The sequence below is a fragment of the Corynebacterium argentoratense DSM 44202 genome (genome assembly GCF_000590555.1).
Classification (GTDB): domain Bacteria; phylum Actinomycetota; class Actinomycetes; order Mycobacteriales; family Mycobacteriaceae; genus Corynebacterium; species Corynebacterium argentoratense.
This window is the reverse complement of sequence record NC_022198.1, coordinates 1594875-1609107: the sequence shown is the minus strand read 5'-3', so window position 1 is coordinate 1609107 and position 14233 is coordinate 1594875. Positions and strand designations below refer to the sequence as shown.

Annotated in this window: 16 protein-coding genes, 1 tRNA gene and 1 pseudogene; 3 read left to right on the top strand and 15 right to left on the bottom strand. The window is 59.7% G+C overall.

Annotation, left to right across the window (positions count from 1 at the left end; all coding sequences use genetic code 11):
* Positions 1–146: 146 nt before the first annotated feature.
* The 5 genes from CARG_RS07545 to CARG_RS09700 all read right to left on the bottom strand — a co-directional run bounded on the left by CARG_RS07545 (position 147) and on the right by CARG_RS09700 (position 4280).
* The gene (locus tag CARG_RS07545; RefSeq protein WP_041747697.1) at positions 147–524 is read right to left on the bottom strand and encodes a TIGR00366 family protein; all 378 of its coding nucleotides are present in this window, start codon (positions 522–524) and stop codon (positions 147–149) included.
* Between the two features lie 50 nt (positions 525–574).
* Positions 575–1507 (bottom strand): endonuclease/exonuclease/phosphatase family protein, encoded by a 933-nt coding sequence (locus CARG_RS07540; RefSeq protein WP_081761655.1) that lies wholly within the window; start codon positions 1505–1507, stop codon positions 575–577.
* Between the two features lie 77 nt (positions 1508–1584).
* Positions 1585–3255, bottom strand: a complete 1671-nt coding sequence (gene ettA, locus CARG_RS07535; protein WP_021012050.1) for an energy-dependent translational throttle protein EttA — start codon at positions 3253–3255, stop codon at positions 1585–1587.
* 19 nt (positions 3256–3274) lie between these two features.
* Positions 3275–3481, bottom strand: coding sequence for a hypothetical protein (locus CARG_RS07530; RefSeq protein WP_144198601.1), 207 nt, complete (start codon positions 3479–3481; stop codon positions 3275–3277).
* 367 nt (positions 3482–3848) lie between these two features.
* Entirely contained in the window at positions 3849–4280 is a 432-nt protein-coding gene (locus tag CARG_RS09700; protein WP_021012048.1) for a single-stranded DNA-binding protein, read from the bottom strand.
* A gap of 210 nt (positions 4281–4490) precedes the next feature.
* Here CARG_RS09700 and CARG_RS10295 point away from each other — a divergent pair, with 210 nt between their 5' ends.
* Positions 4491–4718 carry a hypothetical protein gene (locus CARG_RS10295; protein WP_021012047.1) on the top strand — a complete coding sequence of 76 codons (228 nt, stop codon included), beginning with the start codon at positions 4491–4493 and terminating at the stop codon, positions 4716–4718.
* A gap of 63 nt (positions 4719–4781) precedes the next feature.
* On the opposite strand, the pseudogene CARG_RS07515 reads toward CARG_RS10295, so the two are convergent.
* From CARG_RS07515 to CARG_RS07500, 5 genes and pseudogenes are all read right to left on the bottom strand, one after another.
* A pseudogene (locus tag CARG_RS07515) lies at positions 4782–5161 on the bottom strand (alcohol dehydrogenase catalytic domain-containing protein); the annotation flags it as partial.
* A gap of 170 nt (positions 5162–5331) precedes the next feature.
* Positions 5332–5928, bottom strand: coding sequence for a cadmium resistance transporter (locus CARG_RS07510; RefSeq protein WP_021012046.1), 597 nt, complete (start codon positions 5926–5928; stop codon positions 5332–5334).
* The gene (gene cmtR / locus CARG_RS07505; RefSeq protein ID WP_014307245.1) at positions 5929–6288 is read right to left on the bottom strand and encodes a Cd(II)/Pb(II)-sensing metalloregulatory transcriptional regulator CmtR; all 360 of its coding nucleotides are present in this window, start codon (positions 6286–6288) and stop codon (positions 5929–5931) included.
* 8 nt (positions 6289–6296) lie between these two features.
* On the bottom strand, positions 6297–6443 hold the full coding sequence (locus tag CARG_RS10290; protein WP_169733215.1) for a hypothetical protein: 147 nt from the start codon (positions 6441–6443) through the stop codon (positions 6297–6299).
* 32 nt (positions 6444–6475) lie between these two features.
* Positions 6476–8473, bottom strand: a complete 1998-nt coding sequence (locus CARG_RS07500) for a cytochrome c oxidase assembly protein (RefSeq protein ID WP_041747101.1) — start codon at positions 8471–8473, stop codon at positions 6476–6478.
* A 77-nt stretch (positions 8474–8550) separates the two neighbouring features.
* On the opposite strand from CARG_RS07500, the gene CARG_RS07495 reads away from it, so the two are divergent.
* A tRNA-Arg gene (locus CARG_RS07495) sits at positions 8551–8624 on the top strand.
* A gap of 5 nt (positions 8625–8629) precedes the next feature.
* Here the strand turns inward: CARG_RS07495 and CARG_RS07490 are convergent.
* From CARG_RS07490 to CARG_RS07475, 4 genes are all read right to left on the bottom strand, one after another.
* Positions 8630–9310, bottom strand: a complete 681-nt coding sequence (locus tag CARG_RS07490) for a hypothetical protein (RefSeq protein WP_021012044.1) — start codon at positions 9308–9310, stop codon at positions 8630–8632.
* A gap of 10 nt (positions 9311–9320) precedes the next feature.
* The gene (locus CARG_RS07485; protein WP_021012043.1) at positions 9321–9812 is read right to left on the bottom strand and encodes an acyl-CoA thioesterase; all 492 of its coding nucleotides are present in this window, start codon (positions 9810–9812) and stop codon (positions 9321–9323) included.
* A 68-nt stretch (positions 9813–9880) separates the two neighbouring features.
* Positions 9881–10288 carry a globin gene (locus CARG_RS07480; protein WP_021012042.1) on the bottom strand — a complete coding sequence of 136 codons (408 nt, stop codon included), beginning with the start codon at positions 10286–10288 and terminating at the stop codon, positions 9881–9883.
* A gap of 5 nt (positions 10289–10293) precedes the next feature.
* On the bottom strand, positions 10294–11139 hold the full coding sequence (locus CARG_RS07475) for a mechanosensitive ion channel family protein (RefSeq protein ID WP_081761728.1): 846 nt from the start codon (positions 11137–11139) through the stop codon (positions 10294–10296).
* A 110-nt stretch (positions 11140–11249) separates the two neighbouring features.
* Between CARG_RS07475 and CARG_RS07470 the strand changes: the two genes are divergently transcribed.
* Positions 11250–12395: a cystathionine gamma-synthase gene (locus CARG_RS07470; RefSeq protein ID WP_021012040.1), complete on the top strand. Its 1146-nt coding sequence runs from the start codon at positions 11250–11252 to the stop codon at positions 12393–12395.
* On the opposite strand, the gene CARG_RS07465 is transcribed toward CARG_RS07470, so the two are convergent.
* Positions 12392–14218: an FAD/NAD(P)-binding protein gene (locus CARG_RS07465; protein WP_021012039.1), complete on the bottom strand. Its 1827-nt coding sequence runs from the start codon at positions 14216–14218 to the stop codon at positions 12392–12394. The genes CARG_RS07470 and CARG_RS07465 overlap by 4 nt on opposite strands.
* Between the last annotated feature and the right edge of the window lie 15 nt (positions 14219–14233).

Below are 14233 nucleotides of genomic sequence, written 5' to 3'. Positions count from 1 at the left end.
CTTAAAAAACAGGGCGCCTGACGGAAAACCGTCAGGCGCCCTTGATATATTTGTCAACCCTTCTCTGGGGCTTTGTCGGGAGGGCCGCGCAGTGATCGGCTACTGGTAGCTCACAGGTTCCAACTGAGCGGCAGGAGATTGGCTTTTTAAGCACGGATGAGGAAGTACGCACACGAGAGCACAAAGATGGAAATCACCGCAGGCAACGTGTAACCAATGACCTCACTGAACTTCAGCCGGTAATTCGCCAGGTAGGGCAAGCAGAAGAAGGCGATGATTAGGCTCGTAACACCGTCGCCCATCTGGTAGGCCTGCAATACGAGACCCAAGTCTGCACCCAAGTCTAAGGTCGTGGGAACCACATACGGTGCCTCGATCACAAACTTTGAGCCACCTGAAGGCACCGCGATATTGAGCAGGCCGGAATATGCAAACGCGATCATCGGCCACGTTGACGCGGTTGAAAGCGAGGTGAAGAAATGGGTAATCACCATGCCCAAGCCAATTCCGCCAATGAGGTACATGTTGCCCAGATTGCACACTTATAAACCTATGGGGTGGATGACATCTAAATCTAGGAGGGTAGCGAGTTGAGAGTGACGATGATTCCTGAATGATCGGATACTGCGGAAGAGGAATCATCCGCGAAGACGACTTCGTGTTTGCATGCAGTAATCCCCGCGGAGGTAAACACATAGTCAATCCGCAGAGCCTTCGTGTTATCCGACCAGCCATGGATCTTCTTGTGCACCGTCGCTTCCCCCGACACAGATTCGGCGGTCAAGAAACTGTCGGACCAGCACCCATTGGCCATGACCAACTCGTAGCCCTGACCAACAACATCAGCAGCATTGTTAAAGTCGCCGGCGATAACCACCGGCAGCTCCGACTCTTCACGCAATCGCGCACACGCGGCAGATACCTGCCGCCACTCATGCGGGAACAATAAACCATCACTACCCTCTGGTAACATCCCAATCGGGAAACCCTGATCTTCGTCAGGATTAGCCGCCGGATCGGCCCACCAGGAAAAGTGGCTACTGACCACCCACACAGGCTCACCACCATCCAGCCGCACCGCAATGGAAGCCCGCCGGCGGACATTGTCGTATTCGTCCGCAAACGCAGAACAATGATCTATACGGCGAACCTCAGCGATGGGCACCCTAGACAGCACGGCAATACCTTCGTCGAAATGACCAAAACCCAGATGGGCGCTGTCCCATGTCCAATAGAACTGCTTGGCGCCATAATGCGCTAGAGCCTCCACCAAGATCCGTGCATAATTGTCCACCCGCACAGGGCGCTGCGGATCCCCGACGAACAAACCGCCGTCCGCAACCCCCGCGACGTCATCAACAATTGGGGACTCAATGAACTGGTTGACCTCCTGTAAGCACACAACGTCGACATCGCGCTGAACAATCTCATGCGCCAGAGCATAAATCTTGGGGATCTGCGCGACCTCAAGCCAGGCGTGAACATTGAGCGTTAACAGCTTCATCATGGACCCATCATAAAAAACGACGTGCCACGCGCCCAGTTGGGGGAGCGAAGCACGCCGCTTCGTGAAGGCAGAAAAACCTAGCGCGTGAGCTTGCGGTGCGTTACACGCGAGGGGCGTGCGGCATCCGCGCCAAGACGTTCAACCTTGTTCTTTTCGTACTCTTCGAAGTTGCCTTCGAACCAGAACCACTGACCTTCTTCCACATTGCCCTCCCAAGCGAGGATGTGGGTACAGGTGCGGTCCAAGAACCAGCGGTCGTGGGAAATAACCACAGCACAACCCGGGAACTGTTGGAGTGCATTTTCCAGGGAAGACAGGGTTTCGACGTCCAAGTCGTTGGTCGGCTCGTCCAGGAGGATAAGGTTGCCGCCCTGCTTGAGAGTCAGCGCCAGGTTGAGGCGGTTGCGCTCACCACCGGACAAAACCTTAGAGGGTTTCTGCTGATCCGGGCCCTTGAAACCAAAGGCAGACAGGTAGGCGCGGGACGGCATTTCGTTCTGGCCAACGTGAATGTAGTCCAGGCCATCAGAAACGACCTCCCACACAGTCTTTTCCGGGTCGATGTTCTCACGGCCCTGGTCCACATAGCTCAACTGGACAGTCTGGCCGACCTTCACGTCGCCGCCGTCAGGCTGCTCCAAACCAACGATGGTCTTAAACAGCGTCGACTTACCAACACCGTTGGGGCCGATCACGCCGACAATGCCGTTACGAGGCAAGGTGAAAGACAGGTCCTTGATCAGCACGCGGCCATCGAAACCCTTGTCCAGGTTAGAGACCTCTACAACCTGGTTGCCCAAGCGAGGCGGCGTGGGGATCTGGATCTCTTCGAAGTCAAGCTTCTTGTACTTCTCAGCCTCTGCCACCATCTCGTCGTAACGAGCCAAACGAGCCTTGTTCTTAGCCTGACGAGCCTTCGCACCAGAGCGGACCCAGGCGAGCTCTTCCTTCAGGCGTTTCTGCAGCTTCTGATCCTTCTTGCCGGCAACTTCAAGGCGCTCAGCCTTCTTTTCCAAGTAGGTGGAGTAGTTACCCTCGTAGGGGTAGAGCTTTCCGCGGTCGACCTCACAGATCCACTGGGCGACGTGGTCCAGGAAGTAACGGTCGTGGGTAACAGCCAAAACAGCACCAGGGTACTTAGCGAGGTGCTGCTCCAACCAGAGCACGCTCTCTGCGTCGAGGTGGTTAGTGGGCTCGTCGAGAAGCAGGAGATCCGGCTCGCTCAGAAGCAACTTTGCCAACGCAACGCGGCGGCGTTCACCACCAGACAAGTGAGTGACGGGCTCATCACCAGGAGGGCAGCGCAAAGCATCGAGAGCCTGCTCAATCTTGGAGTCAATCTCCCAAGCATCAGCGTGGTCGAGTTCCTCCTGCAACTTGCCCATTTCTTCCATGAGCTCGTCGGTGTAATTGGTGGCCATCTCCTCAGCGATAGCCTCAAAACGCTGCTTCTTTTCGAAGATTTCCCCCAAACCTTCTTCAACGTTTTCGCGGACGGTCTTCTCCTCGTTCAGCGGCGGCTCCTGCAGCAAGATACCGACCGTTGCACCGGGCTCCAGGTACGCCTCGCCATTGGACGGCTGGTCAATACCAGCCATGATCTTCAAGATAGAGGACTTACCGGCGCCGTTCGGGCCGACGACACCGATCTTGGCACCCGGGTAAAACGCCATGGTGACGTTGTCCAGAATGACCTTCTCGCCGTGCGCCTTGCGCACGTTTTTCATTGTGTAGATAAATTCGCCCATTAAGTGGCCTTCCTTGAGCCTAGAAAAACGGAAGTTCTGTCAGCACAAAGGGTACCACCCGGCCATCTTGTTCAATGGCTGCCTGTGGAACCGGCCCTTCAACCCAATGAAAACGCGCCGGGCGCCCCCTAAACACAGCATCTACCACATCCGAACGAGGATCGAGATGCGGAATGTAGAGCTCGCCGACAGCAACCTCAAACACTGATGCGCTCGCTCGTCCCATGTCTCAGGCAGATGTTGGCCGGGGGCGAACCAGAAAGGAAAACCCCACAGACTACTCAAGTTCCACTGCCGCGACGAATCCGAAATGCGGTCGAGGGTGAAAATCCCCGCATCGTGGGAAATGATCACCAACTCGTCATCGTCGGCACTGATCCCAGCAACCTTTCCCTCCAAACACCCCGGAAGGTTAATCCAGTGCCAACAAATGAGCAATCCCCAGGTATCGCTACTGCGGTCACGGCGTGAACAGGCGCTGCGAGCGTCGCAGCGGAGCAGACAGTCGTTGCGGCTAGAGCAGCGGCAATCAGGCTAGTTTTTCGCACGCAGGGAAGTGTAGCGGGTCATCATCCGACCGGAACCCTGTCACCTCAAGCACGGGGATCCGCCATGGCATGAGCGTCGGGCCCGTTGGGGGTTGGTGAGCGGCTGGGCTGCTGGGCTTGTGTGTCTGCTTCGGTGTCACGAACATTCCTCAGATCGTGCCCGACCGTCATCGCCTTGCACACCACCTTGACGGCCTTGTGTTTGTCCTTGGTTTCGTAGGTTTCGGTGATGATCTGCCCGACAACAATCGCTCGGTCTTTTTGCTTCAGGTTGGCGTGGACACGGGTTGCAAGGTCGCCCCAGCATTCAACTGTCACCCAGCATTCGTTCACTGTTTCCCATTCCCCTGAATGGTTTTGGCGCCGGTTGCTGGCGCAGAAGCGGAAGGTCGTTAGTTTGGTTTTATTCTGTCCGAGTTCTTTGTATTCGGGTTGGGTGCCGACGATACCTACCAGGACGGAAGAATGAAGAGTCATTGGATAATCTCCTATAGCTAGTGAAGTTTTATGATGGTGTGCGGGATGTGCACAACCATTGGCTTCACAGTGCCCTCGTCCGCATAGCTGGCGCAGCCGCCAGGTCACTGGCCCTGTGGATAACCTTGCCCGCGGCACCCCCGTTTTATCCACAGACTTACGTGGCGGCAATGAGAAACGCGACGTCATTACCATTAGTGAAATGGGGTGATGACGCCGCGTCGGTTGCTGTCGGCACGCGCACGCATTGTGCCCGGCCGGGGGTGGTGGCTAGAGCTGGCGGAAGGTGTCTTTTCCGGCGCTCATGTCGCCCAGGCCATTGGCGCGGATAACCGTGAGTCAGAGATGCCGCCGCAGCGTGATCGTGTGACCATGACGCGTCGCGTGCGCGGTTACGTGATGTCGAAACAACCGCTCGTCTGGGGCGTCCGCCGTTAGCGGTGCTACAGACGGCGTGAACGCCCGTGAGCGCAAAGCGCTAGCCACGATGGGACGTAAGGGCGAGCCGTAAAGCCGCGAGTAACCGAGGAACTGCGCGCCGGTGCCGTCTTCGCGGACCTGGGTGGTTTCACACTGCGACTGCAGGCCCTGGCGACACATGAAGCAATGCTCGCAGGAAACGTTGAAGGGGATGACCACCCGATCCCCGGCTTGATGTGGGTGACGGCTGAGCCGACCCCCTCGACGATGCCCATGGACCCATGGTCGATGATGTCGCCCTCGTCCATGAACGGAGCCAGCACCCCATAGAGGTGCAGATCAGATCCGCAGATGGCGGTCGAGGTGACCCGGATGACCGCATCGGTGGGTTCTTGGATCTGTGGGTCCCGGACCTCCTCCACGCTCACCGTATTTGACGCCTGCCAGGTCAATGCTTTCATGTGTCTTCCTCGCCAGGGCGGCCGCCTCAGCTGAAACAGCGCCACTGTTTGGTTGGTTGAGGCCGACTGTACTGAAAACACGGTGGGCGGGTTGCCCACGTCGCGGCCGGGGTCTCACATCCCGACGGGGCCCTAGGGAGTGTTTTCTACATGACCGTGGCCTGAGCTTATTAAAGGCCGAAGGCGCCGCCGCTGACGAGGATGAAGATACCCAGGCCAATCAAAACGATCGGGAACAGCACATGCTCCCAGCGTTCGAGAACCTCCGCGATCGGTGGACGGGTGGCCACGAACTTCGCCAACAGGACCAGGCCCGCCACCAGGATCAGAAAGACGACGCAGTAGATGATAACGGTAGCGGTACCCACGTTGAGAAAAACCGGGACATAGACGCCGATATTGTCGCCACCGTTGGCAAAGGTCACCCCGGCGATGATCAAGGCGCTTACGTTCTTTCCGCTGACTTTCGCGTCATCGTCGTCGTCATCGTCTCCCTGCCAGGCTTGCCAGGCCGCCCACAACCCCAGGGCCAGGGGGATCAGCCCGAAGTAGGGGATCGCCTCGGTTGGCAGGAAGGCATCCGCCCCTAGGATGACCAGGATCGTGGCTGCGAGGATGCCCGCGAAACCAAGGTACTGCCCGGCCAGGATCCGAAGTGTGGTCCCTGCTTGGCCGGCTCCACGGGCGAAGAACAGCGAGAGCACGATGATGTCGTCGATATTGGTGGCGATAAACAGACCGACCGCCCCCAGGAGATCAGTTACCACTTACCTGTTCCCCTCTCCGGTGGCGCACCCGGGCACGTCACATGCCGAGTCAATACATGGGGCATTCTCGTCGGCAGCCAGAGTGGTATCCAGCAGTGAGTTCAGCGCCTGGACAAGATGGGCGTCGACAATCTCGTAGCGGGTCTTCCGCCCCTGCGGTTCGGCGACCACAATTCCGCAGTCCCGTAGGCAAGTGAGGTGGTTCGACACATTTGACCGCGTCAGTTCCAGCTCCCGGGCGAGAGCGGCCGGGTAGGCCGGGCCGCCCAGCAGGGTCAGGAGAATACGAGATCGGGTGGGATCGGCCATCGCCCGACCCAATCGGTTCATCACGTCCAAGCGCGAAGAAATAGTCAGCATGAACTGAACTATACAGCTGTTGCTGAACTGTTGCCACGAGGGGCGAACGTCGGCCCCACGGTGTTGTGGATCTCCGAGGGGCGCGCTGCGCGCGACGAGACGTCATTACCATTAGTGAAATGGGGTGATGACGCCGCGTCGGTTGCTGTCGGCACGCGCACGCATTGTGCCCGGCCGGGGGTGGTGGCTAGAGCTGGCGGAAGGTGTCTTTTCCGGCGCTTATGTCGGCCAGCATTTGGTTGTAGGCCTCGAGGTCTTCGTCGCCGGTGTCTTCTGCGTGCTTGTCGTAGGCCTTCTGTTGGCGGCGATCGTCGCGGTAGAACTCACGCAGCAAGACGGCATACACGATGACGAGGGGGAATTGGCCGGATGCCCAGGCGATACCTCCGCCGGCGTTCTGGTCCCGCAGCAGGTCGGGTGACCACGGCAGCCCAAGGATCGAGTAGAAGTCCAGGCCGAGGATGAGCTGCATCTGCATCAGGGCGACACCGAAGAACATGTGGAAGGGGAGTGAACCGGTGAGCCACACTATGCGCCCCATGGGGCCTCCGCGGCCGGGCAGCGGGTCGATGCCGATGAGTTCCCAGAAGTAGATTGTTCCGGACAGAAGGAACAATACGTTCATGCCCAGGTGGCCGGCGTGTTCAGAGATAGCGGTGGTATATAGCGGCTCCAGGTAGAGCCCGTAGAAGAACACCACAAATTGGATGGTGTTAACCCACGGGATGGTGAGCATGCGGATGAGCGGATTGTCGATCAGTGCTTCGACCCACTGGTGTGGCTCGCTGGCATCTATGCTGCGCAGCGCGAGGGTGAGTGGGCCGCCAAGCACCCAGAACACCGGCACGCCCATGGATAGGATCATGTGCCCAACCATGTGCATTGAGAACAATGCGGGCATGTACATTCCGATACCGGAGCACATGGTGATCAACAGCATGAGGCAGCCGCCCATGAACCACAGGGTGCGTGACAGTGGCCAGGATTCTCCCCGTCGTTTAAGGATGATGACGCCGCGGAGGTACAGGGCGGCGAGGACGATTGCGAGGGTGCCGAAGACGATGTCGAAGCGCCACATGGTGAACACGTTGCTTAGGGTTGGTGCAACGAAGAGTTTGTAGCCCAGTTCGACGTCCATGGTGTTGATATCGGCGCTGCGGGGTGGGGGCGGGGGAGTGCGGCCGAGGGAGACTGCGATGCCGGCGATGGCTGCCATGATCGCTACCTCGACGATGGCTACGCGGCGGAAGAGCGCTGGCTGTCTGTCTAGCTTGGGGATGGTGATTTTCCGGTGGTAGAAACCGAAGAGGGCGAGGATGATGACACCAACGAACTTGGCGGTGATCAGCAAGCCGTAGCCGGTGGTGAGCCAGTCAGATAGATGGATACGGATAGCGGCATTAATCAGGCCGGATGCTGTCATAGCAAGCGCAGAGACTAGGGCGAGTCCACTGTAACGGCGCACAGCTGTGGCCATGTCGGGGCCTTTACGCATGCCGTGGGCGATGAGTGCTATTAATCCGCCGACCCAGAGTGCCATGAAGAATAGGTGCCACAGGTAGGAGTTGGTGCCGTAGTCGTGGTCGCCACCTGTCGCCGAGTGTCCTTCGAGCCCGAGGGGGACCAGCATGCCCAGTGAGCTTAAGACGAGTAGTGGTTGGGAACCCCAGCGGCGGGCAGCGAGACCGCCCACTCCGGTTATCGCTGCGATGATGGCAACCCATAGCCACGCCAGTGAGGTTGAGACCTGGTTCAACGCAACTGACCAGTTCGCTGGTTGGAGTGCCTGTGACAGTGGCTCTCCGGACACATCCGACAGGTACATCGGAACTAGTAGCAGAGCGATCAGCGAGGTGCACAGCGCAGCGATGCCGCCGGTTCGCGATGCTAGAGCTCCGTCGACTCGCAAGGGGGCTTGGACGATGCCAGCGCCTTCTGAGGGGGTCGGGGAGGTGAGGAATGCTGCGAAGTAGAAGCTACCGACGGACAGGCACATGAGCATCAGTGCCCCGGAGCGGAAGAAAGGAAGACCGGCTGTGGTGAGCGGCCCGGGGTCGGGGATTCCGAGTGCTTCGAGGGATTCAGATAGGAAACCCCAGGATATGGTGGCTCCGACGATTCCCGCGACTAGGAAGAACAGGAGGTACAGCGGCCAGGTTGGCTTCACTGTGGTGCTTCGACTCATAGCTAACACAGTAGCGGGGTTGTGGGTTGGGGTCCGAGCTGCGGTGCGCTAATCTTTTAAAGGTTGTTTATCAACAGGCCCCCTTAGCTCAGCGGATTAGAGCATCCGGCTTCTACCCGGCAGGTCGCAGGTTCGAATCCTGCAGGGGGCGCTTTTTTATAGCACCAGTAGGTGTCCGCCTCGGTTGTAGTAGACGCTGGCGAACACAGTATCGAGCCGCACCCACCGTCCTCGAACGGATACTCGGACCACGGGGGGATAGTGTTTGGACCCTTCGGTGCCGGTTGTCTTAGGCAGCAGACCGAAAGCATCCAGGGTAAGTACCATGCGGTTGGCCACGATGGCTTGGGTGCCGGTGGCGTCATTGTTGACAGTGATGACGTCTTGGTTGAGCAGCGACGTGGGCATTTTGTCACTGGTGGTTTGCTGCTTGTTGTCACGGCTCAGCTGCAGGAAGGTGTCGACTGGGAGGTCTTCCACCAGCGTGAAACCCTCCTGTGGGGGCAAAGGCCCGTTCCAAGCCGCAGGGCAGGTGACAGCGGTGAACACTCCGTGCTCGTCAGGGTGTTGGGTTGCTGCTTGCGCCCGGATGACAGTGTCTTCGCAGTCCATAGTGGCGGCGAATCTGCGAGAGACGAGTGTGTCGAGTTTGGTGCTGGCAAACGCCTCAACGGTGTTTTCGTTATGACGCCGCAAACGCAGCGCGCCGGCAAAATCGTGCGCGTAGGCGCGGGTAGCTAGTGCGCGCAAGCCCGAATCGTCTGGGCGTGCGTAGGTGATTGTGACGTGAGTTGGTTGTGTCGACGCGGCGTCATGCGTGTCCGAAGGGGGATGCATGGGTACGAGGCTAGTCGTCGGCTGAGGCTTCGGCGGAGTCGTCTGCAGACGTTGCTTCGTTGATTACCGCGCTATCAGCAACCTGGGTGAGCACACCAAGTTCATGTTTGGTGATGGCCCGCGGGCTAGAGGTTGCGAGGTCGACGGCGATCTGGACGCAGTCCACGGTGCAGCACACGGTACCGTTACGGTCCTTGATGCTTTGGTGGGTGGTGAAGCTGGTTGTGCCGATCTGCACCACGGTGGTGTCGATTTCTACGGCCGTTGTGTCTGGGAGGATCGGTCGGAAGTAGTCGACCTCGGTGCGGCGCACGAACACCGCCGGGATGGGAAGGCCACGTGCGGCGAATTCGTCCTGCGCAAATGCTGTGCGGGCCTCCTGCGCTACCTCGATGTAGGACACGTTGTTGAGGTGGTTGAAGCGGTCGAAGTCAGACCAACGCACGGGGATGCGGGTGGTGTGCACTTGTGCGCTGGTGTTGGTGTTGTCCTCAGTAGACACGTGTGTAAGTCCTTCCCTGCACCTCACGATAGAGGCGAGTGTCGAAGCGTAGTTTGTTGTCGACGATACTACTGATTTTGTGAAGGGTCAGGAAGGTCGATGCGGTTGATCAGTATGTTGGCAACCTTCACCATGTGCTCCCACATGGCGGCGCGGTGGGCATCATCAAGCTGCTCTTTAGGGATGGTGTCCATTGCTTCGTGCATCATGTCCAGCCACCGGTCGCGCTCTGCCTCGCCGATAGAAAACGGGTGATGCCGCATGCGCAGCCGTGGGTGGCCGCGGTGCTCGCTGAAGGTTTGCGGCCCGCCCCAGTATTGCGCGAGGAACCAGCGCAGGCGATCTTCGGCGCCTTCCCAATCGTCGTGGGGATACATGGGGCCGATCAGGGCGTCTTCCTTTACACGCTTGTAGAATTCGTGCACTACCTGGGTGAATGTGTCTTCTCCGCCGATGGCCTCGTAGAAAGTGGTCATGGTGTTTAATATACCCCGGTGATGCCGATGCCATGGGGATAGGGGGTTTTGAGTTCTGCGGCTTCAAGCGCGGGCATGATGGCACCCATGAGTCCGCGCTGGACCTCCCATTGCGCGCCGGGCTTGGTGGTGGCTTTGACACGGATGGTGAGGTGGTCGGTGGACACGGTGGAGACACCGTCGAGAGTGGGAGAGCCGATGATCTTTCCTTTGAGTTGGTCTCCGGCTGCTGCGGTGGCGGCGTCCAGGATGGTTTGGGACGCGGCGGAAATGTCGGTCGATAGGCTCAGGGGGATTTCGACCCGGGCAATGGCGTATTCGCGGCTGAAGTTGCCGACCCGGGTGATTTCTCCGTTGCGGACGAACCAGAGGGTTCCGTCGGAGTCGCGGATGGTTGTGGTGCGCAGCGAGACGTGCTCGACGGTGCCGGAGGCATCGCCGACGTCGATCCAGTCGCCGACGCCGTATTGGTCTTCGACAAGCATGAAGATACCGGTGAGGAAGTCTTTGACCAGTGATTGGGCGCCGAAGCCGAGAGCGACACCGGCGACGCCTGCAGAGGCTATGAGCGGGCGGACATCGATGCCGATGGTTCCGAGGACCGTCAGGGTGGCCCATGCCCATACGACGATGGAGACGGTGGATTTGCCAACGCTGGCGAGTGTTTTGAGGCGGGCGTCGCGGCGGGTTTCGGTGGGGTTCTTCTTAATCGCCCGGTTGGTTGCGCGTCCGATGAGCCTCCGCAGGATGGTGGAGACGACGATGGCGATGACTATGGTCAGGGCGATTTGGGGTAAGTGCTCGACGGCGCGGTCGATCAGGCTGTTGTGGATGATGTCGTGCACAGTCATAGTGTGGGATTGTACGTCGGTGGGCCTGGGGGCGCGCACAACGCTATTGGCCATACGGGTCAGTATGTAAATGTTAGACAGCTTGGTCTGGGTTTGTTAGTGTTGTCGCCATGGGATTCAATACAGACGCCATCCACGCCGGCTACCACCCGGACTCCACATTCGGAGCTATCAACCCCCCGATCTACGCTTCGACGACCTTCGCCCAAAACGGGCTTAATGAACTGCGCGGCGGTTTTGAATACACCCGCTGCGGTAACCCCACCATCCGCGTCCTAGAAGACACGGTCGCAGCACTGGAATCCGCTGCGCACTGTCGCGCATTTTCCTCCGGCATGGCCGCAACGGATTGCTTCTTCCGCTCGGTGTTAACCCCAGGATCTCACCTGGTGATGGGCAACGACGTCTACGGCGGCACCTTCCGCCTCATCGACTCTGTCTATCAGCAGTGGGGGGTGAGCTACACCGTGGTGGATACCAGCGACACCCACGCCGTCGCCGAGGCCATCCAGGACAACACCGCACTCGTCTGGTTGGAAACCCCCACCAATCCTTTGCTGGGAATTAGTGACGTCGCGGGGATCGCTGAACACACGCAGGCCCGCGGCGTCATCTTGGGTGTGGACAATACGTTTGCAAGCCCCTACCTGCAGAAACCGCTGGAATTGGGGGCGAACGTTGTGCTGCATTCCACCACCAAGTACCTGGGTGGGCATTCGGATGTTGTCGGTGGTGTGGTGGCCACCAATAATCCCGAAATCGATGAGCAGTTGCTGTTCTATCAAGGTGGGGTGGGTCCGATCCCGTCAGTGTTCGACTGTTATTTAACGATCCGCGGTATCAAGACCCTGGGTGTGCGCATGGAGCGCCACTGCGATAATGCAGAGGCCATCGCGCGGCAACTCGACCAATCCCCGCTGGTCAAACAGGTCCTTTACCCCGGGCTCGACAGTCACCCTGGCCACGAGGTTGCCGCACGCCAGATGCGACGCTTCGGCGGGATGATTTCTGCGCGTTTCCATTCTGAAGAAGCCGCCCGCGCCTTCTGTTTGGGCACCCGCACCATTTGTTTGGCGGAGTCTTTGGGTGGGGTGGAGTCCTTGGTGGAGCATCCCGCGTCGATGACGCACCAGTCCGCTAATGGAAGCCAGTTGGAGGTTCCGCGTGACCTCGTCCGGATTTCCATTGGTATTGAAGACCTCGAGGACTTGAGCGTCGATATCGAGCGAGCCCTCGAGGCCGTAGCCAAGGCCTAAGCTTGCCAATCGTGTCCGTACGCAACCGCTAGGGCGCTGCGCGCGGCCGCATCTGTTTCGCGCAGCATCGTGGGGTCGGTGCCGGGCATGGGGGAAATGGTGGTGTCGGCGTACTGCGCATGGGTGGGGATGCCGATCAGGTGCACACGCGGATCGCCCGCAAGCAGGCGCGTGCGGGGATCCACATCGGGGGAGGCAGTGCTGACGCCGTCGTAGGCAAAAGGTTGCAGCCTGCCGTCGGCTCGCAAACCGGCGATCAGGGGGTCGGCGCTGCGGTGGATGTCCGGTGAGGGCAGGAATGCATCTAGCACCACATCGGCCTGTTCAATCGCGACAGCAGCATTCTGGGGGAGTACGAAGCTGACCACGCCTGCCTCGGTGAGGGCAAGCAATTCCCGTGTGCGGAACGCCGGTGGTCCAGAGCCCACCATCTGCCCAAAGTCCATGAGGGTGGCGAAGTCCCCACGGCTCGACTCAAGCGTGTATCGGCCTTGTTCGCCGAAAACTGCTGCCGGTTTGCGGCAGGCGCTGATGGTCCACAACGCAGCCTTGCGTGCGCTCATGGTTCCCCGCGCGGCGTCCAGCACGTCGGTGGCAAGCCGCTCGTGTATGAAAGCCTGCAGCTGTTCAGTGTCACCGTCGAATTCCGCCAGCGGATCGATCTCCACCAGGTGATTCCACTGGTCAGCGGGATCGACGGTCACCCCATCTAGCGCCCAAGGAAGAAACGCGCTATCCGGCGTGGCTGTATCCGTAACGCCAGCGATGCTGCGAACCCCCGCGGCGTCAATACGCGCGATGATTTGTTCAATCGGGATAGCTAACGCGCCGGGAGTGATCCGTTCGAGCGCCCGGTAGTAGGCCTCGTAGGCGTCTTTGATGATGGCGGGAAACAGGGTGGTGGAAAAATCGACGCGTTCGGCATCGGCGTGGTCTGCGATTGCGGCCTTCATGCGTCGCAGTGGGGCTTGCGGTGGCAGGGCCTCGTATTCGGATTTCGGCAGGAAGGGATACCCGCGGCGCGAGGTGACACGGATGTGTGGTTCTTTGCCGCTGGGGATGTATCGGCCGTGGTCGAAGCGGCCGCCTCGGCCTTGGGTGAGCAGCGTGACTGCGTCGAAAAAGCCCATGCCGAGTCCGCGGATCAGCAGGTTGTCGCCGGGGTTGATCGCGTCGAGGTCTTGGTCGATGGGGTTGCCGGGGCCGATCCAACGCCGGGCGCCTGCTGGGGCCTGGTGGGTGTTGGGGATCCATCCGGGTGCGTAGACGGTCGCGTCTGCGGTGATTGTGCTGCCATCGTCAAGGGTGATGACGTCGCGTGTGTCGCCGGCGGCGGTGATGGATGTGGCGCGCGCGTGGTGTTCGGTGATGGTGACGCCGTCGGGTAGGGGAATGTGCTGGTATACCCAGCGGATGTAGGCGCCGTAGAGCGCGCGGGAGGGATGGGATTCGGGCCTTGTGTGGTGGAGCTCTTCGCGGAGGTGTGGTGGTAGTTCTGCCTGGTAGAGGCCGGTGCGCACGCCGACGATCCATTGGTACATGGTGGGGCCGGGGCGGACGGGGCCGGTGATGGTGGCGTCGGGTTCTGTGTAGAGGGTGACGGCGCCGGCGAGGGTGTTCATGCAGACCAGTGGTGTTTGGTCGGGGCGCCAGATTTCGCCCGCGCCGACCTCCCAGGGGTCGATGACGTGGATGTGTAGGGGGGAGTGGGCGTTTGTGGCCTCGTGGGTGGCGATGATGCGTTCGAGGGTGCTGACGCCGCGGGGGCCCATGCCGATCAGTGCGATTGCGGGAGCGTCGGCATGTGGGGGTGTGTGTGCCACGGGTGTCCTTCCAGC